This is a genomic window from Kineococcus sp. G2, assembly GCF_037154035.1.
Classification (GTDB): Bacteria; Actinomycetota; Actinomycetes; order Actinomycetales; family Kineococcaceae; genus Kineococcus.
In genome coordinates this window covers 1-24,704 of record NZ_JBBBEM010000005.1, presented here as the reverse complement: position 1 = coordinate 24,704, position 24,704 = coordinate 1, and the positions used below count along the sequence as shown (strand labels likewise).

17 protein-coding genes are annotated in these 24,704 nt (G+C 76.3%); 12 read left to right on the top strand and 5 right to left on the bottom strand.

What is annotated here, in order from left to right:
- Positions 1–74 precede the first annotated feature (74 nt).
- Positions 75–1,400: an extracellular solute-binding protein gene (locus V9U69_RS00505; RefSeq protein ID WP_337059329.1), complete on the top strand. Its 1,326-nt coding sequence runs from the start codon at positions 75–77 to the stop codon at positions 1,398–1,400.
- 148 nt (positions 1,401–1,548) lie between these two features.
- On the top strand, positions 1,549–2,541 hold the full coding sequence (locus V9U69_RS00500) for a potassium channel family protein (protein WP_337059328.1): 993 nt from the start codon (positions 1,549–1,551) through the stop codon (positions 2,539–2,541).
- A 37-nt stretch (positions 2,542–2,578) separates the two neighbouring features.
- On the opposite strand, the gene V9U69_RS00495 is transcribed toward V9U69_RS00500, so the two are convergent.
- The gene (locus V9U69_RS00495) at positions 2,579–2,827 is read right to left on the bottom strand and encodes a hypothetical protein (protein WP_337059327.1); all 249 of its coding nucleotides are present in this window, start codon (positions 2,825–2,827) and stop codon (positions 2,579–2,581) included.
- Between the two features lie 130 nt (positions 2,828–2,957).
- On the opposite strand from V9U69_RS00495, the gene V9U69_RS00490 reads away from it, so the two are divergent.
- The 3 genes from V9U69_RS00490 (at position 2,958) to V9U69_RS00480 (ending at position 7,507) form a co-directional block, all read left to right on the top strand.
- Positions 2,958–4,511 carry a CYTH and CHAD domain-containing protein gene (locus V9U69_RS00490; RefSeq protein WP_337059326.1) on the top strand — a complete coding sequence of 518 codons (1,554 nt, stop codon included), beginning with the start codon at positions 2,958–2,960 and terminating at the stop codon, positions 4,509–4,511.
- 47 nt (positions 4,512–4,558) lie between these two features.
- A complete protein-coding gene (locus V9U69_RS00485) occupies positions 4,559–5,065 on the top strand; it encodes a mycothiol transferase (protein WP_337059325.1) in 507 nt (168 codons plus the stop codon).
- A 123-nt stretch (positions 5,066–5,188) separates the two neighbouring features.
- Positions 5,189–7,507 carry a HelD family protein gene (locus tag V9U69_RS00480; protein WP_337059324.1) on the top strand — a complete coding sequence of 773 codons (2,319 nt, stop codon included), beginning with the start codon at positions 5,189–5,191 and terminating at the stop codon, positions 7,505–7,507.
- A gap of 57 nt (positions 7,508–7,564) precedes the next feature.
- Here the strand turns inward: V9U69_RS00480 and V9U69_RS00475 are convergent, their stop codons facing one another.
- Together V9U69_RS00475 and V9U69_RS00470 are read right to left on the bottom strand one after the other, a co-directional pair.
- The gene (locus V9U69_RS00475; RefSeq protein ID WP_337059323.1) at positions 7,565–8,170 is read right to left on the bottom strand and encodes a TetR/AcrR family transcriptional regulator; all 606 of its coding nucleotides are present in this window, start codon (positions 8,168–8,170) and stop codon (positions 7,565–7,567) included.
- 26 nt (positions 8,171–8,196) lie between these two features.
- Complete coding sequence (locus V9U69_RS00470) at positions 8,197–9,498, bottom strand: MFS transporter (RefSeq protein WP_337059322.1); 1,302 nt, start codon at positions 9,496–9,498, stop codon at positions 8,197–8,199.
- Positions 9,499–9,677: 179 nt separating this feature from the next.
- Between V9U69_RS00470 and V9U69_RS00465 the strand changes: the two genes are divergently transcribed.
- The 4 genes from V9U69_RS00465 (at position 9,678) to V9U69_RS00450 (ending at position 15,618) form a co-directional block, all read left to right on the top strand.
- Positions 9,678–10,760, top strand: a complete 1,083-nt coding sequence (locus V9U69_RS00465; RefSeq protein ID WP_442907517.1) for a sigma-70 family RNA polymerase sigma factor — start codon at positions 9,678–9,680, stop codon at positions 10,758–10,760.
- A 35-nt stretch (positions 10,761–10,795) separates the two neighbouring features.
- A complete protein-coding gene (locus V9U69_RS00460; protein WP_337059320.1) occupies positions 10,796–13,171 on the top strand; it encodes a helicase-associated domain-containing protein in 2,376 nt (791 codons plus the stop codon).
- Between the two features lie 79 nt (positions 13,172–13,250).
- A complete protein-coding gene (locus V9U69_RS00455; protein ID WP_337059319.1) occupies positions 13,251–13,874 on the top strand; it encodes a DUF4190 domain-containing protein in 624 nt (207 codons plus the stop codon).
- Positions 13,875–13,941: 67 nt separating this feature from the next.
- Complete coding sequence (locus V9U69_RS00450; RefSeq protein WP_337059318.1) at positions 13,942–15,618, top strand: DNA repair helicase XPB; 1,677 nt, start codon at positions 13,942–13,944, stop codon at positions 15,616–15,618.
- 57 nt (positions 15,619–15,675) lie between these two features.
- On the opposite strand, the gene V9U69_RS00445 is transcribed toward V9U69_RS00450, so the two are convergent.
- On the bottom strand, positions 15,676–16,545 hold the full coding sequence (locus V9U69_RS00445; protein ID WP_337059317.1) for a glycerophosphodiester phosphodiesterase: 870 nt from the start codon (positions 16,543–16,545) through the stop codon (positions 15,676–15,678).
- Between the two features lie 288 nt (positions 16,546–16,833).
- Here V9U69_RS00445 and V9U69_RS00440 point away from each other — a divergent pair, with 288 nt between their 5' ends.
- Positions 16,834–18,012 (top strand): FIST signal transduction protein, encoded by a 1,179-nt coding sequence (locus V9U69_RS00440; RefSeq protein WP_337059316.1) that lies wholly within the window; start codon positions 16,834–16,836, stop codon positions 18,010–18,012.
- 19 nt (positions 18,013–18,031) lie between these two features.
- Positions 18,032–20,272 (top strand): putative bifunctional diguanylate cyclase/phosphodiesterase, encoded by a 2,241-nt coding sequence (locus V9U69_RS00435; protein WP_337059315.1) that lies wholly within the window; start codon positions 18,032–18,034, stop codon positions 20,270–20,272.
- Positions 20,273–20,343: 71 nt separating this feature from the next.
- Here the strand turns inward: V9U69_RS00435 and V9U69_RS00430 are convergent, their stop codons facing one another.
- Positions 20,344–22,407 carry a M3 family metallopeptidase gene (locus V9U69_RS00430; protein WP_337059314.1) on the bottom strand — a complete coding sequence of 688 codons (2,064 nt, stop codon included), beginning with the start codon at positions 22,405–22,407 and terminating at the stop codon, positions 20,344–20,346.
- 281 nt (positions 22,408–22,688) lie between these two features.
- Between V9U69_RS00430 and V9U69_RS00425 the strand changes: the two genes are divergently transcribed.
- Complete coding sequence (locus tag V9U69_RS00425) at positions 22,689–24,647, top strand: PhoX family protein (RefSeq protein ID WP_442907515.1); 1,959 nt, start codon at positions 22,689–22,691, stop codon at positions 24,645–24,647.
- The last annotated feature ends 57 nt before the right edge of the window (positions 24,648–24,704 follow it).

Genomic DNA, 24,704 nt, shown 5'->3' with positions numbered 1-24,704 from the left:
CCCGTTCCCGGGCCGAACCTGCGCCCGCACCCCTCGCTGCCGCACCGTCGCGGCTCGACGGACAGGAGACCACCGTGGACCGCACCACCAGCCGCCGCTCGCTCCTCGCCGCGGCGCTGAGCGCGCCGCTCGCCGCCACCGCCCTGACCGCCTGCGGGGGTTCGTCCGGCCCCGGCCAGGCCGCCGAGGGCGGCGCGAGCATCTGGTACCTCACCGGTGACCCCAAGGAGAGCATCCGCGACGCGTACGTCGAGGCGTTCAACGAGAGCTCCGAGGGCGACCTGGCCCACACCGCGTTCGAGAACGACGCCTACAAGTCCAAGATCCGCACCGCGGTCGGCGCGAACCAGGCCCCCACGATCATCTACGGGTGGGGTGGCGGCGGCATGCGCGACTTCGCCCGGGCCGGGCAGATCGAGGACCTGACGGACTGGCTGGCGGAGAACCCGGAGGTCAAGGACCGCCTGCTGGCCAGCACGTGGCCGGCGGCGACCGTCGACGGGCGCATCTACGCGATGCCGAACGAGACGGTCCAGCCGATCGTCCTCTTCTACAACAAGCGCCTCTTCGAGCAGGTCGGCGCGCAGCCGCCGCAGACCTGGGACGACCTGATGGCCCTGACGGGGACGTTCAACGCGGCGGGCATCGCCCCGATCTCGCTGGCCGGGCAGTCGCGGTGGACCACCATGATGTGGCTGGAGTTCCTCTTCGACCGCGTCGGCGGCCCGGAGGTGTTCCAGGCGATCTACGACGGCGAGCCGGAGGCGTGGTCGAACCCGGACGCGCTCAAGGCCCTGACGATGGCGCAGGACCTCGTGCGCGCCGACGGCTTCGTCACGGGCTTCAACTCCGTCGTGGCGGACCAGAACGCCGACCAGGCCCTGCTCTACACCGACAAGGCCGCCATGATGCTGCACGGCACCTGGACCTACGGGTCCATGAAGGCCGACGGCGGCGACTTCGTCACCGGCGGCCACCTGGGCTACATGAACTTCCCCACCGTCGCCGGCGGCAAGGGCGACCCCACCGACTCCGTCGGCAACCCGGCGCAGTACTTCTACCTGTCCTCCTCCGCCACCGACGAGCAGAAGGAGCTGGCGAAGAAGTTCTTCGCCGAGGGCCTCATGACCGACGAGGCCGTCACGGCGTTCATCACCGACGCCGGCGAGGTCCCCGTCGTCAAGGGCGTGGAGGACCAGCTCGGCCAGGCCGCCGACCCGGAGTGGATGGAGTTCGTCTACGGCACCGTCAGCGACGCCGCGTACTTCGGGCAGTCCTGGGACCAGGCGTTGAGCCCCACCGCGGCGGAGGAGCTGCTGACGAACATCGAGCAGCTCTTCCAGCTCTCCATCACCCCCGAGGAGTTCGCGGCGAACATGAACGCGGTCCTGGAGGCCTGACCCCGGCGGCCCCGGGCCCGCCGGGAGGAGCCCCGCGTCCCGCCGGTGGTGCCCACCACCGGCGGGACACTGCCGCGTCACCGCCCGGCGAGCCGGAGGGGCGCCCCCGGCCCGGGCGCGGTAGGCAGGGGGCGTGCACGAACCCGACGTGAGGACGCGCCTGCCCCGGGGGCGGCGCCTGTCACCGCTGCGCGCGATCGCGCTCCGGCTCGCCATCGCGTTCGCCCTCGTGCTGGTGGCCTGGGGCATGGTGGTGGCCGAGCGCGGCGACTACAACGACAGCCTGGACGGTGAGGTCTCCGTCCTCGACGCGCTCTACTACACGACCGTCACCCTGACGACGACCGGGTACGGCGACATCGTCCCGGTCACCCCCAGCGCCCGGCTGCTCAACACCCTCGTGGTGACGCCGATGCGGATCACGTTCGTCATCGTGCTGGTCGGCACCACCATCCAGGCGCTCACCGAGCGCTCGCGCACCGAGATCCGCCTCGCCCGCTGGAGGGCCCGCATGCGTGACCACGTCGTCGTCCTGGGCTACGGCACGAAGGGGCGCAGCGCGGTGCGCCAGCTGCGCCTGCACGGCCACCCCAAGGAGCGCCTGGTGGTGGTCGACAGCGACCCGCGGGCGACCGCGGACGCCGCCCAGGAGGGGTACCTCTCGATCACCGGAGACGCGACCCGCACGGCCACGTTCCGCGCCGCGCTCGTCGAGCGCGCCGCCCGCGTCGTGGTGGCCCTGGACCGCGACGACACCGCGATCCTCGCCACCCTCGCGGCCCGGCGCCTGAACCCGCGCGTGTCCGTGGTGGCCGCCGCCCGCGAGGCCGAGCACGCCGAGCTGCTGCGCGAGAGCGGTGCGAGCTCGGTGGTGGTCTCCTCCGAGACGGCCGGCCGGCTGCTGGGCATGGCCACCGACAGCCCCGCCGCGGTGGAGGTCGTGGAGGACCTGGTCTCCTTCGGCACCGGCCTGGACCTGGCCGAGCGGCAGGTGAGCGCCGCGGAGGTGGGCCGCTCGCCGGAGTCGTTCGACGTGCCGGTGCTGGCCGTCGTGCGCGACGGGCGCCCGATCCGCTACGGCGACCCGGAGGTGGCGACGCTGCGGGCCGGGGACCGGTTGCTGTACGTCGTGACGGGCTGAACCGTGACGGGCTGAACCGCGACGGGCTGCGGCGCGCTCAGAGGACGGCGCGCACCCCGGCGAGGAAGTCGGCGAGCGCCGCGGGCTGCACGTGCACCGTGGTGCGCGTCAGCAGGCCGTCCACGTCCAGCACGACGGTGACGTCCGGCACGTGCACGCCGTGCAGCATGAGCTCCAGGGCGACCACCTCGGGGAGGGGGTCGCCGGGGGCGATGGCGCGGGCCTGGTGGCGCTGCCCCTCGTCGAGGGACGCCCACCACTGCTCGAGGGCCGCGGTCTGGTTCACGTGCTGCTCATCGCGGCGGCGGTGCGCCGTGAAACGCGGTGTCCCCCGACCGGCCCAACGCGCGGGCCCCGCGCCGGGCCCGGGCGGCTTCCGGGTGCGCGAGGCCGCCGCGTCGGGTTGGATCGGCGGGATGGCTGGAGCGAACGCGGACACCACCACCCACGACGAGGTCGAGCTGAAGTACGCGGTCGGCGAGGACTTCGCGCTGCCGGAGCTGGAGGGCCTGGACGGCGAGGCCCGCACCGCCCGGCTGGAGGCCGTCTACTTCGACACCCCCGGGCAGCGCCTGGCCGCAGCGCGGGTCACGCTGCGCCGGCGCACCGGTGGTGACGACGCCGGCTGGCACCTGAAGCTGCCGGTGGCGGGCGCGCGCCGCGAGGTGCGCCTGCCCCCGGGGCGCGCCACCCGCAAGGTGCCGGCGCAGCTGACGACGATGGTGCGGGCGCTGACCCGCGGCGAGCCGCTCGTGCCGGTGGCGCAGCTGACCACCGAACGCACGGTGCGCCACGTCGTGGACGGTGCCGGGCGGGTGCTGGCGGAGGTCGCCGACGACCGCGTGGAGGCGCGGCGGCTGCTGGCCGAGGGCCCGGCGCCCGAGCCGGACACCTGGCGCGAGCTGGAGGTGGAGCTCGTCGAGGGCGACCGGGACCTGCTGCGCGCCCTGGACGCGCAGCTGCGCGCGCACGGCGTCGCCGAGGCCCCGCACGGCTCGAAGCTGGCGCGCGCCCTGGGGGCCGGGGCGCCCGCCACCGCGCCGGCGGCGCTGAAGCGGAAGTCGCCGGCCGGGGAGGTGGTGCGCGCGCACCTGGCCGCTCAGGTGGAGCAGATCACCGCCAACGACCCGCTGGTGCGCCTGGACGTGCCCGACAGCGTCCACAAGGCGCGGGTGGCCACGCGCCGGCTGCGCAGCGCGCTGAAGACGTACCGCCCGCTGTTCACCGACGGCGCGCCCGAGCAGCTGCGCGAGGAGCTGTCGTGGTTGGCCGACGAGCTGGGCGGCGCCCGCGACGCGGAGGTCATGCGCGACCGCCTGGTGGCCGCCGTCGGCGCGCTGGAACCCGTCGAGGGCGAGGACCCGGACGTCGCGGCCGCGGCGCTGCGCGAGGTCCTCGAGGCGGACTACCGCGCCGCTCACGAGGAGCTGCTGCGCGCCCTGGACGGCGAGCGGTACGCGGCGCTGCTGCGGCGCCTGGACGAGGTGGTCGAGGCGCCGCTGGACGCCGAGCCGTGGTCCCCGCTCGCCCTGGGCAGGGCCAAGGAGGTGCTGCCGGCGCTGGTGCGCGCCACCGACCGCAAGCTGCGCAAGCGGGTGCGCGCCGCGTACGCCGCCGACGCCGACCCCGCGGTGCCCACCGCCCACGCCGACGAGCTGTTCCACGACACCCGCAAGCGCGCCAAGGAGGCCCGCTACGCCGGTGAGTCCCTGGTGCCGCTGTGGGGCGAGGAGGCCAAGGCGTACGCGAAGGCGGTCGAGGGCCTGCAGGAGGTGCTGGGCGAGCACCAGGACTCCGTCGTGGTGCGCGAGGTGCTGCACCGCCTCGCCGGCCGGGACCCGCAGCGGCTGGCGTTCACCTGCGGGCGGCTGTTCGCCGCCGAGGTGGGGCACGCCGCCGCCAGCCGCGAGGCCGTCGACGCCGCCTGGGAGGCGGCCTCCTCCAGGAAGCTGCGGCGCTGGCTGCGCTGACGCGCTCCCGGGGTGCGCGGCGGCGGCCGGGGCGCTAGGCAGGGGTCGTGGACGCCAAGGACCTGCTGCTCGACGGCTTCGGCCGCATCCCGCCCGCCGTGCACGCCGTCCTGGACGGGTGCGACCACACGGCGCTGACGGCCCGGCTGGACCCGGGCGCCAACACGATCGCCTGGCTGGTGTGGCACCTGGCGCGCGGGCAGGACGCCCAGGTCGCGCAGGTCGCCGGTCACGAGCAGGTGTGGACCGCGGACGGGTGGGCTCGGCGCTTCGACCTGCCCTTCGGCGACGACGAGATCGGCTACGGCTTCAGCGCCGAGCAGGTCGGGCGGGTGCGGGCGAGCGCCGAGCTGCTCGGCGGGTACGTCGACGCGGTGCACGAGCGCACCGAGCGCTACCTGCGCACCCTCACCGACGCCGACCTCGACCGCGTGGTCGACGACTCCTACGACCCCCCGGTGACGCTGGGGGTGCGGCTGGTGAGCGTGCTGGACGACGACCTGGAGCACGCGGGGCAGGCCGCGTTCGTCGCCGGGGTCCTCGGCCGGCGCTGAACTCCGCCGCCGGACCCGGCGCGGCGGCGCGCGGGCGGGTGACCGGCGTGCCCGCCGCCGGGGGGACGGGCCTAGGCTCTCCGGGTCCGCGAACGAGGCACGCGCGTCAGGAGAGACCGCCGAGTGAGCCAGCCCACCGAGCGCCCGCAGGGGCACCGGACCAGCGCAGCGAACGGCAGCGGCGCCGAGGAGCGCGCGGCCGAGGAGGTCGCCCGCGAGGACGCCCACGTCGGGCGCCTGTACGCGCGCCTGGACGAGCTGCGCGAGCAGACGGCCGTGCAGCTGGCCGAGGTGCGCCGCACCCGCGCCACCGGCACGCACCAGAACCGCTTCGAGCGCGACGCGTTCGCCACCCTGTACGAGGACCGCCTCTCCCAGCTGTGGTCGGTGGAGAACCGGCTGTGCTTCGGCCGCCTGGACCTGCGCGAGGGCACCGAGGACCCGCGCCGCTACGTGGGCCGGCTGGGGCTGGCCGACGAGCGCGGCGAGCAGCTGCTGGTGGACTGGCGCGCCCCCGCGGCGCAGGACTTCTACCAGGCCACCGCCGCCGCCCCGCGCGACGTGGTGCGCCGCCGGCACCTGCTGACGAAGGGCCGGCACGTCACGGCCGTGGACGACGAGGTGCTGGTGGCCGCCGACGGCGAGCGCACCACGGGCGACGCGGCCCTGCTGGCCGCCGTGACCGCGCCGCGCACGGGCCGCATGGGCGACATCGTCGCCACCATCCAGGCCGAGCAGGACCGGGTGATCCGCGCCTCCGAGCGCGGCGTGCTCGTCGTGCAGGGCGGGCCGGGCACCGGCAAGACCGCCGTGGCGCTGCACCGCACCGCCTACCTGCTCTACACGCACCGCGACCGGCTGGCGCGCAGCGGCGTGCTGCTGCTGGGGCCGAGCCCGGTGTTCCTGCGCTACGTGGAGCAGGTGCTGCCCGCGCTGGGCGAGACGGGCGTGGTGACGATGACGCTGGGTGAGCTGTTCCCGGGCGTCGTCGCGCGCGGGCACGACTCCCCGCGCGCGGCGCGGGTGAAGGGCTCGGCCGTCATGGTGGACGTGCTGGCCGCGGCCGTGGCGGCGCGCCAGCGGGTGCCGGAGCGCGCGATCCGCTTCGACCTGGACGGCACCCGCCTCGTGCTGCGGCCGGAGACGGTCGTCTCGGCCCGCACCCGGGCGCGCCGCAGCCGCCGGCCGCACAACGCCGCGCGCGTGCTGTTCGTGCGCGAGGTGCTGAACTCGCTGGTGCAGCAGCTGGCGCGGGCGCGGGGCGTGGACCTGACCGAGGAGCGCGAGGACCTGCTGGCGGAGCTGCGCGAGTCGGTGGACGTGCGCCGGGAGGTGAACCTGTGCTGGATGCCGCTGACGCCGCAGAAGGTGCTGGCGGGGCTGTACCGCTACCCGGAGCAGCTGCGGCGGGCGGCGCCCCAGCTGCCGCGCGCGGACCGCGAGGCGCTGCACCGCGAGGACGCGCAGGCGTGGAGCGAGGCGGACGTGCCGCTGCTGGACGAGCTGGCGGAGCTGCTGGGGCCGCTGGAGGAGAACCGTGCCGTCGAGGCGCGCGAGGCCGAGCGCGAGGAGCAGCTGGCGCACGCCCGCGAGGTGCTGGAGGCCTTCGAGGCGTCCGGGGTGGGCGACACGCTGGTGACGCCGGAGCTGCTGGCCGACCGCTTCGCCGGTGACGGGCCCAGCGGCACGGTGGCCGAGCGGGCCGCCGCCGACCGCACGTGGGCGTACGGGCACGTGGTGGTCGACGAGGCGCAGGAGCTGTCGGCGATGGCGTGGCGGCTGGTGGAGCGCCGCTGCCCGGCGCGCTCGATGACGCTGGTGGGCGACGTGGCGCAGACGTCGAACCCGGCGGGCGCGCGCAGCTGGGCGCAGGCCCTGAAGCCGGTGGTGGACGACCGCTGGCGGCTGGAGGAGCTGACCGTGAACTACCGCACCCCGGCGCGGATCGCGCGGGTGGCGGCGGACGTGCTGCTGGCGGCGGGGATCGACGCGAAGCCGCCGACGCCGGTGCGCGAGGGCGAGGTGGACCCGGCGGCGGTGCGCCTGGCCGGCCCGGACGACGCCCCGGGCGTGGTGGCGCGGGTGCGGCGGGTGCTGGAGGAGCTGGACGAGGGCCGGGTGGCGGTGCTGACCGCCCACGAGGACGGCCCGCTGGGCGCGGACGCGCTGCGCGCGGCGGTGGCCCGCGCGCTGGAGCCGGGGGCGGTGGCCGCCTCCCCCGACGACCTGGACGCCGACGTCAGCGTGCTGGACGTGCAGCGCGCCAAGGGCCTGGAGTTCGACGTGGTGGTGCTCGTGGAGCCGGCGGCGGTGCTGCGCCGGCCGCGCGGGGCCAACGACCTGTACGTGGCGCTGACGCGGGCGACGCAGCGGCTGCTGGTGCTGCACGCCGAGGACCTGCCGGCGTCGATGGCGTCGGTGGCGCCGCTCGCCGGGGGCTGACGCGCGCACGGCCCCGCCCCGGGGAGGGGCGGGGCCGTGCGCGGGGGCGCGGGCGGTTCAGCCGGCGGTGCCCCAGCGGGCTCGCATCGACTCGGCGAAGGCCCGGAAGCCGGCGACCATCGCGGTGCCCTCGGCGGCGCCGGAGTGCAGCCACTGCACCTGCAGGCCGTCCATGACGGCGACGGTGGCGGCCGTGATCGCGTCGACGTCGGCCTCGGGCGAGACCTCCCCGGCGGCGACCCCCGCGCGCAGGGCGGCGTTGATCCAGGCGGTGATCCCCGCGTAGTGGTCGCGGGCCCACTCGTGCGCCGGGTGGGCCGGGTCGACGGCCTCCGCGGAGATCGTCACGAACAGCTCCACCCACGCGCGGTCGCGGGCGTTGGCGGCCACGAGGCGCTGCAGCCCCTCGAACGCCGCCCACCCGACCGGCTCCTCGCGCCCGACGAGCACCGGGGTGGTGCGGGCGTCGCGGTGCGCGAGGGCGGCGGTCAGCAGCGCGGCCTTGGTCGGGAAGTGGTGCAGCAGGCCGGACTGGCTGAGCCCCGCCCGCTGCGCCACCAGGGCGATGGCGGTGCCGCGGTAGCCGCGCGCCCCGAACAGCTCCAGCGCCACGTCGAGGGCCCGTTCGCGGGCGGCGGCGGGGGTGGTCGGAGCGGTCGTCACGGCGACAGTCTGCACCGCCACCGCGCTCACCGGACCTTGCGGACGAACATGATCGCCACGGCCCCGAGGACGGTGACGACACCCGCGACCCACAGCATGAGGCCGTAGTTCTCGCTCGTGGCGCTGCCGACGGCGAGCAGGGCGGCGGCCGCGGCCGGCGCCAGGCTCTGCGGCAGGGCGTTGGCCATGTTGAGCACGCCGAGGTCCTTGCCGGCCTCCTCGGACGAGGGCAGCACGTCGATGACCAGGGCGGTGTCGACGGCCAGGTACACGCCGTAGGCCAGGCCCATGACGACCTCGGCGAGGTAGAAGCCGCCGGTGGTCTCCACGTGGGCGAGCATCACCAGACCCACCGCGAACAGCACCGTGGACAGGGCGACGAACACCTTGCGCTGCCCGAAGCGGTCGGAGGCCCACCCCGCGGCGCGGGCGGCCACGACGAGCGCGACGGTGTAGACGGCGACGCCGACTAGGGCGACGAGGGTGGCGCCGCCGGCGTCCAGCGCGAAGGAGTGCTCCAGGTACAGCACGCGCACCGTGGTGAACATGAACGAGCCGAAGATGATGAAGAAGCGCGACCACCAGGCGAGCGCGAAGTCGGGGTTCTTCCGCGGGCTCGTGTAGAAGGTGCGGGCGAACGCCTTCAGGTCGAACGGCTCGCGCGGCTCGGGGTGCGGGGTGTCGTCGAGGCGGGCGACGAAGACGAGCACCGTGACGAGGCCGATCGCGGCCGGCACCAGGAACAGCGGCCACATGCTGAAGGTGAACCGCACCGCGATGACGAAGGCGAGCAGGACGCTGGCGTTCTGCGCGATGCCCACCCACGAGGAGACGGTGGCCCGCTGGCGCTCGGGCACCTGGTCGGCGACCGCGGCGATGAGGCAGGCGAGCACGGCGTTGGCCGCCACCTGCGCGACGAACCAGGCGATGCCCAGCTGCAGCACGCTGGGCGCACCGGCCACCCACACCAGGGCCGCGGTGAAGACCAGCGCGCCGCCGAGGATCCAGGGGCGGCGGCGGCCGAAGCGGCTGCGGGTGCGGTCGCTGAGCATCCCGAACAGCGGGTTGGCGATGAACGCGCCGAGCGCGCCCCACGGCAGGACCGCGCCGATGACGGACGCCGGGTCCACCGGGTCCAGCTGCGAGGCCTTCAGCTGCATGGTCACCATGACGGGGGCCAGCAGGGCCAGGAACAGCCCGAACTGGGCCAGGGTCAGCGTCACCACGAACGAGCGCGGCGCGCTCGGTCCCCCGCCGGCGGGGACGCCCGCGCCGGTGGGGGCGGGCGCACCGGCGGCGGGGACGGGGGGTGTGTTCGACAGGGCCACGACGCCTCCTCGAGATCCCGGGCGACGACCGCGTCACCCGACCGACCGAGCACTCGGTCGGTGCGGGAGACCGTAGCTCCCCCACCTGTGAGCACCGCGACGACGAGCCCGATCGTGATGCGGTTCACACGAGGTCTCCCGCCGTGTCGGTGCCCCGTGCTTGTCTGTGCGGCGTGACGATCCCCGCCCCCGCCCCGTCCGATCGCACCGTCGCCGCGCCCGTCGCCGACGCTCCCGGGGTCGCGGCCGCCGACCTCGAACCGCTCCTGGCCGCGCACCGCCGCGAGCTGACCGGCTACTGCTACCGGATGCTCGGCTCGGCGTTCGACGCCGAGGACGCCGTGCAGGAGACGCTGCTGCGCGCCTGGCGCTCCGCCGCCGGCTTCGAGGGCCGCTCGTCGCTGCGCTCGTGGCTGTACCGCATCGCCACCAACGTGTGCCTGACGGCGATCGAGTCGCGCGGGCGCCGGGCCCGCCCGATGGACCTGTCCGCCGCGGCGTGGGAGCCGGTGGAGGCCTCGCTGGCCGCCCGGCGGCCGGAGGACACCTGGCTGGAGCCGATGGTCGACACCCGGGTGCTGCCCGAGGCGGGCGACCCGGCCGACGTGGCGGTGGCGCGCGAGTCCATCCGCCTGGCGTTCGTCGCGGCCCTGCAGCACCTGCCCCCGCGCCAGCGCGCGGTGCTGGTCCTGCGCGACGTGCTGCGCTGGCGGGCCGAGGAGGTCGCCGGGCTGCTGGAGACGTCGACGGCGTCGGTCAACAGCGCCCTGCAGCGCGCCCGCGCCACCCTCGCCGCGCGCCCGGACGTGGACCCCGACGCCCTCACCGGCGCCGGCGGGACGGACCTGGACGCCGAGCACCGCGAACTGCTGGAGCGGTACGTGCGGGCCTTCGAGTCCTACGACATGGACGCCTTCGTGGCGCTGCTGGCCGAGGACGTCACGCAGAACATGCCGCCGTTCGAGATGTGGCTGTCGGGACCGCGGGACGTGGTGCGCTGGATGGTGGGCCCCGGCCGCGCGTGCCGCGGCTCGCGGCTGCTGCGCACGGACGCCAACGGCTCGCCGGCGTTCGCCCAGTACAAGCCGGGCGGGGCGGACGGGCGCCTGGTGCCGTGGGCGCTGCACGTGCTGGACCTGCGCGAGGGGCGCGTCCGCCGCATCACCTCGTTCCTGGACACCCGGCTGTTCGCGCACTTCGGGCTGCCCGCGCACCTGCCCGCGCACCCGCCCGCGCACCCGCCGCTCTCGCCCGCGCGCTGAGGCGCCCCGCGCGGCCCCGACCTAGACTCGCCCGGATGGCCACCCCCGCCCGCAGCACCCCGCGCTCCCTCGCGGAGGACCTGCGCGCGCGCGGCGACGACGAGCTGGAGGCGCTGCTCGCCGCCCGCCCCGACCTGGCCTCCCCGCTGCCCGGCTCGACGACGGCGCTGGCCACCCGCGCCACCACCCGCGCCAGCGTGCAGCGGGCGCTGGACGCCCTCGACACCCCCGCGCTGCAGGTGGCGGAGGTGCTGGCCGTGCTGCCCACCCCCACCAGCGCCACGGCGGTCACCCGCGCGTGGGGAGCCAGGGCGAACGACGTGCTCGCGCGGCTGCGCGCCCGGGCCCTGCTGTGGGGGCCGGACCGCCGGCTGCACCTGGTGCACGCGGTGCGCGACCTGCTGGGCCCGCACCCCGCGGGCCTGGGGCCGCCGCTGGCCGAGGCGCTGGGGCGCCGCTCCCCGCAGCGCCTGGCCGAGCTCCTGGAGGACCTCGGCCTGCCGGTGACCCACGACCCCGAGGCCGCCCTGGGCCGGCTGGCCGCCCACCTGGGCGACGCCGCCGTGCTGGAACCCCTGCTGGCCGACGCGCCCGAGGGCGTGCGCGCGCTGCTGGAGAAGCTGACGTGGGGCCCGCCGACGGGATCGGTGGAGCGCGCCGACCGGCAGGTGCGGGCGGCCGGCGCCACCGGCCCGGTGGACTGGCTGCTGGCGCACGGGCTGCTGGCGGTGTCCGGCCCGGGCACGGTCGTGCTGCCGCGCGAGGTGGGCCTGGCGCTGCGCGGCGGCCGGGTGCACCGCGCGCCCGACCGGGAGGCGCCGGCGCCGCGGGTGCAGCGGCGGCGCCCGGAGCAGGTGGCCGCCGCGTCGGCGGAGGCCGCGGCCGAGGCGTGCCGCCTGGTGGAGGAGCTGGGGCTGCTGTGGGGCGCCGCTCCCCCGCCGGTGCTGCGCGCCGGCGGCGTGGGGGTGCGCGAGCTGCGCCGCACCGCCGCCGCGCTGGAGGTGGACGAGGCCACCGCCGCACTGGTGGCCGAGGTCGCCCACCTGGCGGGCCTGGTCGCCGACGACGCCGAGGTGGAGCCGCGCTGGCTGCCCACCCCGGCCTTCGACGCCTGGCGCGAGGAGGACGTGCCCGTGCGCTGGCTGGACCTGGCCCGCCCCTGGCTGGGCTCCACCCGGGTGCCGGCGCTGGTGGGCACCCGGGACGCCAAGGACGCCCTGCGCAACGCGCTGGGCCCCGACCTGGACCGCGGCGCGGCCCTCGCCGTGCGCCGCTCGGTGCTGGCGCAGCTGGCGGCCGCCGGGGAGGGCGGCGCCGTCGACGCGGACGACCTCGCGGCGCTCCTGCGCTGGGAGGCGCCCCGGCGCGCCGGGCGGCTGCGCGAGGAGCTGGTGCGCTCCGCGCTGCGCGACGCCGGCTGGCTGGGCGTGCTCGGCGCCGGGGCGCTCTCGCCCGCCGGGCGCGCGCTGCTGGACGGCGACGAGGACGCCGCGGCGGCGGTGCTGGCGGCGGCGCTGCCGGCCCCGGTCACGCGGGTGCTGCTGCAGGCGGACCTGACGGCCGTGGCCCCCGGGCCGCTGGAGAGCCACCTGGCGCAACGGCTGGCCGCCCTGGCGCGGGTGGAGAGCCGCGGCGGGGCCACCGTCTACCGGTTCGACGCCGGCACCGTCCGGCACGGCCTGGACGAGGGGCTGACCGCCGACGACGCGCTGCGCTTCCTCGCCGACGTCTCCGCCACCGGGGTGCCGCAGCCGCTGGAGTACCTGGTGCGCGACGTGGCGCGCCGGCACGGACGGGTGCGGGTGGGCCGCGCGGGCAGCTACGTGCGCGCCGAGGACCCGGCCGTGCTGGCCGAGCTGCTGACCGAGCGCCGCTGCGCGGCGCTGGGGCTGCGCCCCCTGGCGCCGACCGTGCTGGCCGCGCAGGCCGAGCCCGACGAGGTGCTGGCGGTGCTGCGGGCGGTGGGCCTGGCGCCCGCCGCCGAGGGGCCCGGCGGGGAGCTGCTGGTGCACCGGCCCCCGGTGCTGCGCAGCGGCCCGCGGACCCCGCCCCGCCCGGTCACCGGTGAGCCTCCCCCGCCGTCGCCGGCGCTGCTCACGGCGGCCGTGCGCTCGCTGCGCACCGGTGACGAGGACGCCGAGGCCGGTGAGCGGCGCCGCGCCGAGCACGTCGGTGCCCCGGCGCTGGACCACCTGGACCCCTCCACGTCCCTGGTGCTGCTGCGGCAGGCCGCCGCGGAGCGCCGCGCGGCGTGGATCGGGTACGCCGACGCCGACGGGGCACCGCGCCGGCACCTCGTGGAGCCGATCGAGGTGGCGGGCGGCCGGATCACCGCCCTGGACCGCGCGGACGGGGCGGTGCGCACCTTCTCGGTGCACCGCGTCACCGGAGTGGCGGTACGGGACGAGTGAGGGCAGCCGGTGTCGGCTAGCGTCGGCACCCGCCCGCCGCCGCGGGCGCAGCGGTGCGACGGGTCGGAGGGGGCAGGCGATGGGTGAGCCGGAGCGGGACGGGCAGCAGCGCTCGTGGTGGGAGAAGCCCGACGACGCGGGACGCCCGGCGGGGGACGCGCACGACCCCTACGGCGACCGGGGCCACGCGCAGGGGTACGACCAGGGGTACGACCAGCCGTCCCCGTACGGCCACGACCGGGTCCCGGCCGCGGGGCACCCGCAGGGCTACGACCAGGACTACGGGCAGAGCTACGGCCAGGGCTACGACCAGGGCTACGACCAGGGCTACGACCAGGGCTACGGCCAGCCCGTACCCCCGTACGGCGAGCCGCCGGTGACGGGGTCGGCGCACGCGGTGCTGTGGACGGCCGTCGGCGGCCTGGTGCTGCTGGGCACCGGGCTGGGCTGGATCGCCTCGATCGTGTCCCTGGCGCTGACCCCGGCCGCCCGCCGGGAGATCGTCGCCTCGCAGGGCGCCCGGCGCGGGCTGGGCTTCCTCCTCGCCGGCAAGATCATCTCCTGGGTGACGATCGCGCTGACGGTGCTGTTCGTCGTGGCCGTCGTGGCGTTCGTCGCCTGGGCCGCGCAGCAGGGCGCGCAGTACGGCTACGACGGCGGCGAGTACGACTTCGGCTCGGTGGGCGGCCTGGTCGAGGCGTGAGCCCCCTCACCGGCAGCACCGCGGCGCGTCGCGGAAGCACGGCGCGCCGCGCGGGGTTGAACGCCCCGTGACCGACGGCCCCCTCATCGTCCAGAGCGACAAGACGCTGCTCCTGGAGGTCGACCACCCGCGCTCGGGCGACGCCCGCGCGGCGATCGCCCCGTTCGCGGAGCTGGAGCGCGCCCCCGAGCACGTGCACACCTACCGGCTGACGCCGCTGGGCCTGTGGAACGCGCGCGCGGCCGGCCACGACGCCGAGCAGGTCGTGGACACGCTGCTGGAGTTCTCCCGCTACTCGGTCCCGCACTCGCTGCTGGTGGACGTCGCGGAGACGATGGCGCGCTACGGGCGCCTGCAGCTGGCGAACGACCCGGCGCACGGGCTGGTGCTGCACGCCCTGGACACCCCGGTGCTGGAGGAGGTGCTGCGCAGCAGGAAGGTCGCCCCGATGCTGGGCGAGCGCGTCGCCCCCGACACCGTGGCGGTGCACCCCAGCGAGCGCGGCAACCTCAAGCAGGCGCTGCTGAAGCTGGGCTGGCCGGCGGAGGACCTCGCCGGCTACGTCGACGGCGAGGCCCACCCGATCGACCTGGCGCAGGACGGCTGGTCGCTGCGCCCGTACCAGTCGGAGGCCGTGGACGGCTTCTGGCACGGCGGTTCCGGCGTGGTGGTGCTGCCGTGCGGGGCGGGCAAGACGATCGTGGGCGCCGGGGCGATGGCGAGGGCGCGCGCGACGACGCTGATCCTGGTGACGAACACCGTCTCGGCGCGGCAGTGGCGCGACGAGCTGATCAAGCGCACCTCCCTGACGGAGGACGAGATCGGCGAGTACTCCGGGGCCCGCAAGGAGATCCGCCCGGTGACGATCGCCACCTACCAGGTGGTGACGACGAAGCGGAAGGGCGTCTACCCGCACCTGGAGCTGTTCGACGCGCGCGACTGGGGCCTCATCGTCTACGACGAGGTCCACCTGCTGCCGGCGCCGATCTTCCGGATGACCGCGGACCTGCAGGCGCGCCGCCGCCTGGGCCTGACGGCGACGCTGGTGCGCGAGGACGGCCGGGAGGGCGACGTGTTCTCCCTCATCGGCCCCAAGCGCTACGACGCGCCGTGGAAGGACATCGAGTCCCAGGGCTACATCGCCCCGGCGGACTGCGTGGAGGTGCGGGTGACGCTGCCGGACGGCGAGCGCCTGGCCTACGCGACGGCCGAGGACGACGTGCGCTACCGGTTGTGCTCGACGTCGCCGGAGAAGTCGCGCGTGGTGGAGCGGCTCATCGCGCAGCACGCCGGGCAGCCCACCCTGGTGATCGGCCAGTACATCGACCAGCTCGACGACCTCGCCGCCCGTCTCGACGCGCCCGTCATCAAGGGCGACACGTCGGTGAAGGAGCGCCAGAGGCTGTTCGACGCGTTCCGGCACGGGGAGATCACCACGCTGGTGGTCTCGAAGGTGGCGAACTTCTCCATCGACCTGCCGGAGGCGAAGGTCGCCATCCAGGTGTCCGGCTCGTTCGGCTCCCGCCAGGAGGAGGCGCAGCGCTTGGGCCGGGTGCTGCGCCCGAAGGGCGACCACGGCGCGGCGCGCTTCTACACGGTGGTGGCTCGCGACACGAAGGACCAGGACTTCGCGGCGCACCGGCAGCGGTTCCTCGCCGAGCAGGGCTACGCGTACCGGATCGTGGACGCCGACGACATCGACGGTGGCGTGCCGGACGCGGACGGGGTGCTGCCGGGCGAGTGAGGTCGCCCGGCCCGCCACGGAGGTGACGGGCCCGGCGCGCGGGCCGGGCGCGGAGCCCTACCGGGCGGCGGGGCGCCGCGGCTGCCCGGCGGTGCCCGCGCGCGCCCGGCCGCCCTGGCTGGCGGCGGCCAGCACCAGGTCGGCGGGCTCGCAGCCCAGGTCGGCGCGGGCCTCGATCCAGCCGCGCAGGCCGTCGGGGCGGTTGGTGATGAGGCCGTCCACGCCCGCGTCGGCCAGCGCCCGCCACAGCACCGGCTCGTCGACGGTCCAGGACCACACCTGCAGGCCGGCGGCGTGCAGCTCGGCGACGGCACCGGGGCGCGCCACGAGGGACGCGACGGAGGGGTTGCAGGCCAGCACGCCCAGGTCGCGCCGCAGCGCGCGGCCCTGCGCGAGGGCGTCGGGTGCGGGCACGTCGAGCAGGACGGCGCGGCGCACCTCGGGCGCGACCTCCTGCACGTGCGCGAGGGTGCTGGTCTCGAAGCTCTGCACCACCACCTGCTCCACGGCCCCGGCGCGGCGCACGTCCGCCACCGCCGCGGCGACCTGCGCCGCGCTCCAGCGGCCCTTCAGCTCCAGCAGCAGCTGGGCGCCGGGGTGCCCGGCGAGCAGGTCGAGCAGGTCGGCCAGCAGCGGCACCCGCTGGCCGCGGTAGGCGGCGGAGAACCAGGAGCCGGCGTCCAGGCGGGCCAGTTCGCCGGCGGGCAGGTCGGCGACGCGGCCGCGGCCGGCGGTGGTGGCGTCGACGACCTCGTCGTGGATGAGCACCGCGGAGCCGTCGGCTGCGGGGTGGGCGTCCGTCTCGACCATGTCGGCGCCGCAGCGCAGCGCGGCCTCGAAGGCGGCGAGCGTGTTCTCCGGCGCCACCGAGGAGTAACCCCGGTGGGCGATGACGAGGGGCGGGGCGAGCGGAGCTGCGCTGACCACACCCCCACCTTGCCCGGCCGCGGCGACCGGGAGGTGGCCGCCGCGCGGAGCGCGCGTGACGAACCGCTGACCGTTCTCGTCCACCGCGTCCCCCCACCGGTGCGCCCGGGTGCCGGCGACCGCCGCCGGCACGCGTTCCCGGGTGCTCCCCCGGGTGCTCTCCCGGGTGCTTCGGCACCGCGGCCCGGTCGCTGGAGGGCGGCACCCGGGAACGCGCCCGGTGGGCCGAACGGGTCGAGGCGGCGGCACCGGGTCAACCGGGCGCCGGCGGGTGCCGATCCTGCGGGGGTGAACGCTGACCGCTGGCTGTCCGTGGGCTCGGCGGACGCCGGTGCCGACGTCGCCGCGTCCGCGGCGCTGGCGGTGGAGCGCGCCCGCGCCGGGCGCCGCGCCGAGCTGCTGGTCGTCGTGGCCCGCTGGGACCTGGACCTGGGTGCCGTCGCCGGCGGGGTGGGCGCCGCCGCGGGCGGGGCCGCGGTGGTCGGCACGAGCACGGCGACGGCGTACGCGGGTGACGACGGCTCCCCCGCCGACGTGGTGGTCACGGCGCTCGGGGGCCCGGGGCTGTCGGTGCGCACGGCCCGCGGGGCGCAGGCGGACCCGCACGAGCGCGGCGCGCGGGTCGCGGCGGCCTGCCGCGGCACCTCCCGGCCGTTCTCGACGGTGCTGCTGCTGCCCAACGGCACCGACCTGCAGCAGCAGGCGGTGGTGCGCGGGGCGTACTCGGAGCTGGGCCCGTCCGTGCCGATCGTGGGTGGCGGCTCCGGCGGGGACCCGCGGGCGCGGCGCAGCTGGCAGCTGCACGGCGCGGCGGGCGGTGCCGGCGGCACCACCGTCGAGGTCGTCGAGAACGGGCTGGTGGGCGCGTGGCTGGGCACCGACCGGCCGCTGGGCGTGGGCGCCGCCCACGGCCTGCACCGGGTGGGCGAACCGATGGTCGTCAGCGACTCCGACGGGTTCCACGTGCGGGGCCTGGACGGCCGCCCCGCGCTGGACGTGTACCTGGAGCGCCTGGGCGTGGACGCCGGCGAGCTCGACGAGGGCGCGCTGACCGGCCTGGGGTTCGCGCACCCGCTCGGCCTGGTGCGCCGCCGGCGCGAGGAGGTGCGCACCGTCGTGGGCGTGGACCCGCGCGAGCGGACGCTGACGTTCGTCTCCGAGGTGCCGCACGGCAGCCTGGTGCACGTCATGGCCGGCGACGAGGAGGTCATGGTCGACGGCGCCCGCCGCGCCTGCCGGGACGCCGCGGCCGCCCTGGGCGGCACCGCCCCGGCCGGGATGCTCGTCTTCAGCTGCGTCGCGCGCCGCGAGCTGCTCAGCCGCACCGGCCCGCTGCGCGAGGCCCGGGCCGCGCGGGAGGCGGCAGGGGGTGCCGACGTGCTGCTCAACTACAGCAACGGGGAGATCGCCCGCGTCTCGGGCGCGGCGGGCTGCCACAACCAGACCGTCGTCGCGCTGGCGCTGTGAGCGCGGGACGGGGCGCGCGGTGAGCACCGGGGAGACCGGGCAGCAGGGGCTGCTCCTGGTGGAGCTGCTGACGACGCTCGCGCAGGCCGGGCAGACGCGCCCGATGGCGGCCCGCGCCGTGCAGTGGGTGGCCGAGCAGCTGGACGCCGAGGTCGCCGCGGTGGTGCGCGCCGGCGAACCGGTGGCCGCTGTCGGCCTGCTGCCCGGTGACGGGGCGAGCACGGCCGCGCTGCTCGCGGCGCTGGGCGACGGCGGCCCCGTCGACCTGCCCGGCCTGCCCGGCGCCGAGGTCGTCGGCACGGAGGTGCCCGACCCGGCGGCTCCCGCCCTGCTGGTCGTCGCGCGCGCCGAGGAGCCCTTCGACGCCGGTGAGCGCCTGCTGCTGCTGGGCACCGGGCGCCTGCTCGGCCAGGCGCTGCAGGCCGCCCGGGCGCTGCGGCGCGAGCGCGAGCAGCGCGAGCGCGGTGAGCGGCTGGCGCGCGAGCGCGAGGAGCTGCTGCGCACGCTGCAGGAGCGGGAGCTGGTGCTGAGCACGGTGCTGACGCTGCAGCGGGCGATCTCGCACCGCCGGCCGCTGGAGGAGGTGCTGGACCTGCTGTGCGACGGGGCGCAGCGCGTCCTGGGCGGCGACGAGGTCGTCGTGGTGCTGGAGAACGCGCTGCACCGCGACCGGTTCGAGGTGCGCGCGCACGGCACGGGCGGGGGGCCGCCGTCGTGCCCGGACCTGGCCGGGCACGGCGCCGAGGCGGTGCGGGCGGACGCGCAGGTGCACGGCCGGCACGGGGACTGCACCTGGCGGGCCGCTCCGGTGCGCGTGCACGGACGGCCCGTGGGTGCGCTGCTGGTCGTGGACGCCCCCGGTGGCACCGTCCCGGCCACCCGGCACCTGCTGGCGACGTTCACCGAGCACGCGGGCGCGGCGCTCAACGACGCCCACGCGGAGCGGACGCTGCGCGAGTCGTTCTACGACCAGCTGACGCGGCTGCCGAACCGCGCGCTGTTCCTGGACCGGCTCGGCGCCGCCCTGGAGGACCACGAGCGCTGCGGGCGCCCCACCGCGCTGCTGTTCCTGGACCTGGACGGGTTCAAGGCGGTGAACGACCGCTGCGGGCACGAGGCGGGGGACGCGGTGCTGCAGGCGTGCGCGGAGCGGGTGCGCGAGTGCCTGCGCCCGCAGGACACCGCCGCCCGCCTGGGCGGCGACGAGTTCGCGGTGCTGCTCGACGACGTGGACGTGCCCGGCGCGGTGCGCCTCGCCGAGCGCCTGCTGCAGCGGCTGCGCCTGCCCGTGGAGCACGAGGGGCGTCCGCTCGCCGTGGGGTGCAGCATCGGCGTGGCCGCGCCGGGGCAGGAGGGGACGACCGCGGGGACGCTGCTGCGCGACGCCGACACCGCCATGTACGCGGCCAAGCGCGCCGCCCGACCGGCGACCGGCCCGACGGTGGCGGTGTTCGAGCGTTCGATGCGCGAGGCGCGGGCGGACCGGCTGGAGCTGGAGGCGGACCTGGCGGTCGCGGCCGCCGAGGGGCAGCTGCGGCTGCACTACCAGCCGACGGTGAGCCTGGCCGACGGGTCCACGACCGGGGTGGAGGCGCTGGTGCGCTGGCAGCACCCGAGCCGCGGGCTGCTGCCCCCCGACGCGTTCATCGCGGTCGCCGAGGAGAGCGGCGCGGTGGAGGCGCTGGGCAGCTGGGTGCTCCGGGAGGCGTGCGCGCAGACCGCTGCCTGGCGCGCGGCGGGGGCGGCTGAGCTCACCGTGGCGGTGAACCTGTCGGTGGCGCAGCTGCGCCCCGGGCTGGTCGCCGAGGTGCTGGGGGTGCTGCGGGACACCGGCCTGCCGGCGTCGGCGCTGGTGCTGGAGGTCACCGAGACGGTGCTGGTGCGCGAGGGCGAGGGCGCCCGGGACGTCCTGGCCCGGTTGCGCTCGCACGGCGTGCGCGTCGCCGTGGACGACTTCGGCACGGGGTACTCCTCGCTGGCGTACCTGCGCCGGCTGCCGGTGGACGTGCTGAAGGTGGACCGCTCCTTCGTGCAGGGGATGAGCTGCCCGCAGGACGCGGCGCTGGTGCGCACCGTCCTCGGCCTGGCCCGCGCGCTGGGGCTGGAGACGGTCGCCGAGGGCGTCGAGAACGGCGAGCACGCGCGCGCCCTGCGCGAGCTCGGGTGCGACCGGGCGCAGGGGTACCACTGGTCGCGGCCGGTGCCGGCCGCCGAGCTGTCCGCGCGCTGGGCGCCGCGCCGGGTGGCGACCGCCTGCTGAGACGGTGCGCGGCGCTGAGCCGCGCACCGTCCGGGCCGGGTGGCCCCGCTCAGGCGGTGGTCGGGCGGTGGTCAGGCCGCGGTCAGGCCGCGGCGGCGCAGCAGCGGTTCCATCTGCGCGTCGCGGCCGCGGAACTCGCGGTACGCCCGCATCGGGTCCACGGCGCCGCCGCGCGAGAGCAGGGTGCGGCGGAAGTGCTCACCGTTCTCCCGCCGCAGCCCGCCGTTCTCGCGGAACCACTCCACGGCGTCGGCGTCGAGGACCTCGCTCCACACGTAGGAGTAGTAGGCGGCCGCGTACCCGCCCCCGAAGACGTGGTGGAAGCAGGTGCTGCGGTAGCGCGGCGGCACGGTCTCCAGCGCGACGCCCGCCTCGGCCAGGGCCGCGGCCTCGAACCGCTGCACGTCGTCGGGTGCGGCGCCGTCGAGGTCCCCGGGTGCCAGGCGGTGCCAGGCGATGTCGAGGAGGGCGGCGGCCAGGTACTCCAGGGTGGAGAACCCCTGCCCGAACGAGCGGGCCTCGCGCAGGGCCTCGGCCGTGCCGGGAGGGAGCGGCTCGCCGGTGACGTGGTGGCGGGCGTACCGCTGGAGCACCTCCGGCTCGAAGCCCCAGAACTCGTTCACCTGGGAGGGGAACTCCACGAAGTCGCGGGGGACGTTCGTGCCGGAGAACCGCGGGTGGTGCACGTCGGAGAGCAGCCCGTGCAGCGTGTGCCCGAACTCGTGGAAGAGCGTCTCCACCTCCTCCACGGTGAGCAGGGCCGGCTGCCCGGGTGCGGGTTCGGGCACGTTCAGGCAGTTCACGACGACGGGGGCGGTCCCCAGCAGGCGGGACTGCTCGGCGAACGAGCTCATCCACGCACCTCCCCGCTTGGTGGCGCGCGCGTACGGGTCGAACAGGTACAGCCCGAACGCCCCGTCCGGGCCGGCGACCTCGAACACCCGCACGCCGGCGGAGTACACCGGCAGGTCGTCGCGCTCGGTGAACGACAGCCCGTACAGCGCCGAGGCGGTGGCGAACACCCCGTCCACCAGGACGCGCTCCAGCTCGAACCAGGGTCGCAGCTGATCGGTGTCCAGCGAGAACCGCTGCTGCCGCAGGCGCCCGGCGCACCACGCCCAGTCCCAGGCGCGCAGGGGAGCCTCCTCGCCGGCGGCGACGAGGACCTCGGTGAGCTCGGCCTCCTCGGCGCGGGCGTTGGCGACGGCGGCCGGGGCCAGCCTGCGCAGCAGGCCGACGGCGGCCTCGACGTCGCCGGCGGTCTCGTCGGCCACCACCCAGGAGGCGTGGTCGGCGAAGCCGAGCAGCCGCGCGCGCTCGGCGCGCAGCGCCGCGATGCGCTGCAGCAGCGCGCGGGTGTCGTGCTCGCCGCCGCGGCCGCCGCGAGCCACGGACGCCCGGTGGACGCGCTCGCGCGTCTCGCGCCGGCGCAGCTGCTCCAGGACGGGCTGGCCGGTGGGCAGCGACAGCGGCAGCAGGTAGCCGTCCAGACCGCGGTCCCGGGCGGCCCGCTCGGCGCGCGCGAGGTCGGCCGGCGCCAGGCCCTCCAGCTCGGCGGCGTCCGCGAAGCGCACCGCCAGGTCGTTGGTGTCGGCCAGCAGCTCCACGTCGAAGCGGGTCGTCAGCGCGCTCAGCTCGGCGTTCAGCTCGCGCAGCCGTTCGGCGCCGGCGGCGTCCAGCAGCGCGCCGGAGCGCACGGCGTCGGAGTGCAGCCGCTCCAGCAGCCGGCGCGCCTCGTCGTCGAGCCCGGCCGGCGGGTCCTCGTGCAGGGCCCGCACCCTGGCCACCACGCGCGGGTCCAGGCGCACGGCGTCGTGGTGGGCGGCCAGCCGCGGGGCGTACTCCTCCTGCACCGCGCGCAGGGCGTCGTCGGCGTCGGTGCCGGTGAGGTTCCAGAAGACGGCCTCGGCGCGGGCCAGGAGCCGCCCGCTGGACTCCAGCGCGTCCAGGAACTCCGCGGCGGGCAGCTCGGCGGCCAGCAGCTCGTCCAGCTCGGCGCGGTGGGCGGCCATCCCCGCGTCGAAGGCGGGGGCGAAGTGCTCGCCGCGGATCCGGTCGAACGGCGGCAGCCCGAACGGCAGCTCGCTGGGTGCGGCGAACGGGTTGTCCACGGGCAGGCCGTCGGCGGTGCTCATGGCGTGATCCTGCCGCAACACCCGGTAGCGCATCGAGGAAGGTGAGGCAAACCATGCTCGCTACTGGTCATCGACGGTTCACCCTCGCTCCACCTCCCGGTAGCCTCAACCGCCGCCCAGCATCCTTAACGTCCACCGCGCACGACCGCCATCCGAGCGGTCGACGGCCGGGTGCCGCCCCGGCTGGACGCCCCGCCCGAGGAGATCCCCCCGTGACGACGGACGCCTGCCGCCCGACGCTGGAACTGCTGCCCTACGCCCCCGCCGGGCGCCGCAGCTCGATGACCTGCCACTACCGCTGCGCGACCTCGTGCGCGCAGCCGGTCCCGAACCGCACCGAGAACGCGTACTTCGGCGACATCGTCCGCTCGGCCGTCTCCCGCCGCGGCGTGCTCGCCGGGCTCGTGGGCCTGGGCGTCGCAGGTGCCGCCGTGGCGCAGGCCCCCCGGGCCAGCGCCGGCGCCTTCGGCGCCTCCGGCGACGTGAACCTGCTGGCCGACCCGTTCGACCCGGGCCACGCCGTGGACTTCGACGTCATCGCGCCCGTCCCGGCGGACGTGGACTCCTTCGACGTGCCGGCCGGCTGGACCTGGGCGCCGCTGATCTCCTGGGGCGACCCGATCCTGCCCGGCGCGCCGGACTTCGACTTCGAGAACCAGACCGCCGAGGCCCAGCTGGGCCAGTTCGGCTACAACAACGACTACACGACCATCGTCCCGATGCAGGACCCGAACCGGGCGCTGCTGGTGTGCAACAACGAGTACACCAACGAGGAACTGATGTTCCGCGACTGGGACGGCGCGGAGAACGCCACCGACGAGCAGCTGCTCATCTCGCTGGCCGCCCACGGCATGTCCGTCGTGGAGCTGCGCCGCGCCGACGAGAACTCCCCGTGGGCGTACGTGCGCGGCTCGGAGTTCAACCGCCGCATCACGCCGATGACCCCGATGGAGTTCACCGGCCCGGCCGCCGGCGCGAAGGCGCTGCGCACCAACGCCGACCCGTCCGGCCGCAAGCCGATCGGCACCTTCGCCAACTGCGCCGGCGGCACCACGCCGTGGGGCACGGTCCTGTCCGGCGAGGAGAACTTCAACGGCTACTTCTTCTCCTCCGAAGAGCCCGGCGGCGAGGGCCCCGGCGAGAACGACGACCGCTACGGCGTCTACGGCAGCAGCGGCCGCGGCTGGGAGCGCATCGACGAGCGCTTCGGCGCGGCGGCCGAGCCCAACGAGGCCAACCGGTTCGGCTGGGTCGTCGAGGTGGACCCCTCCGACCCGACCTCCACGCCGCGCAAGCACACGGCCATGGGCCGCATGAAGCACGAGGGCGCCACCATCTCCATCGCCGCCGACGGCCGCGCGGTGTCCTACATGGGCGACGACGAGCGCTTCGAGTACCTGTACAAGTTCATCTCCAAGCGCAAGTACCGCGAGGGCGACCGCAAGCACAACATGCGGCTGCTGGAGGACGGCGACCTGTACGTGGCCGTCTTCGAGGGCGACGGCATCGAGGACGAGCGCTACGACGGCCGCGGCCGCTGGGTGCAGCTGACGAAGGACGGCCGTTCCCTCGTCCCGGGCATGTCGGTCGACGAGGTGCTGGTCAACGCCCGCGCCGCCGGTGACGCCGTGGGCGCCACCAAGATGGACCGCCCCGAGGACGTCGAGCGCAACCCCGTCAACGGGCGCGTGTACCTGGCGTGCACGAACAACACCCAGCGCGGCACCCTGTACAAGCCCGCCGTCGACGAGGTGAACCCGCGACCGATCAACAAGGACGGCCACGTCGTCGAGATCGTCGAGGCCCGCGACGACGCCGCGGCGACGGAGTTCTTCTGGAACCTCGTCCTCGTCTGCGGCGACCCGGAGGACCAGAGCACCTACTTCGGCGGTTTCGACCCCGCGCAGGTCTCGCCGATCTCCTGCCCCGACAACGTCGCGTTCGACAGCACGGGCAACCTGTGGATCTCCACGGACGGCAGCACGCTGGGCACCAACGACGGCCTGTTCGAGGTCGTCGTGGACGGCCCGAACCGCGGCCAGGTGCGGCAGTTCGCGTCCGTGCCGGCCGGCGCGGAGGCCTGCGGCCCGGTCATCGCCGACGACGGGCGCACCGTGTTCGTCGCCGTGCAGCACCCCGGTGAGATCGACACCGCCACCATCGACGCCCCGGCGTCCACGTTCCCCTACGACGGCACGGGCCAGCCCCGCCCGTCGGTCTGCCAGGTCTACCGCGCCTGAGCACCCACCCCGCTCCACCCCCGCGGTGATCAAGGAAGTTGCAACTTCCTTGATCAC

Bases quoted from the DNA above. Each gene is read 5' to 3' on its own strand.
- V9U69_RS00490 (WP_337059326.1), top strand. From the start codon at position 2,958: ATGGCTGGAGCGAACGCGGACACCACCACCCACGACGAGGTCGAGCTG.
- V9U69_RS00425 (WP_442907515.1), top strand. From the start codon at position 22,689: ATGACCTGCCACTACCGCTGCGCGACCTCGTGCGCGCAGCCGGTCCCG.
- V9U69_RS00430 (WP_337059314.1), bottom strand. From the start codon at position 22,407: ATGAGCACCGCCGACGGCCTGCCCGTGGACAACCCGTTCGCCGCACCC.
- V9U69_RS00460 (WP_337059320.1), top strand. From the start codon at position 10,796: ATGGCCACCCCCGCCCGCAGCACCCCGCGCTCCCTCGCGGAGGACCTG.
- V9U69_RS00455 (WP_337059319.1), top strand. From the start codon at position 13,251: ATGGGTGAGCCGGAGCGGGACGGGCAGCAGCGCTCGTGGTGGGAGAAG.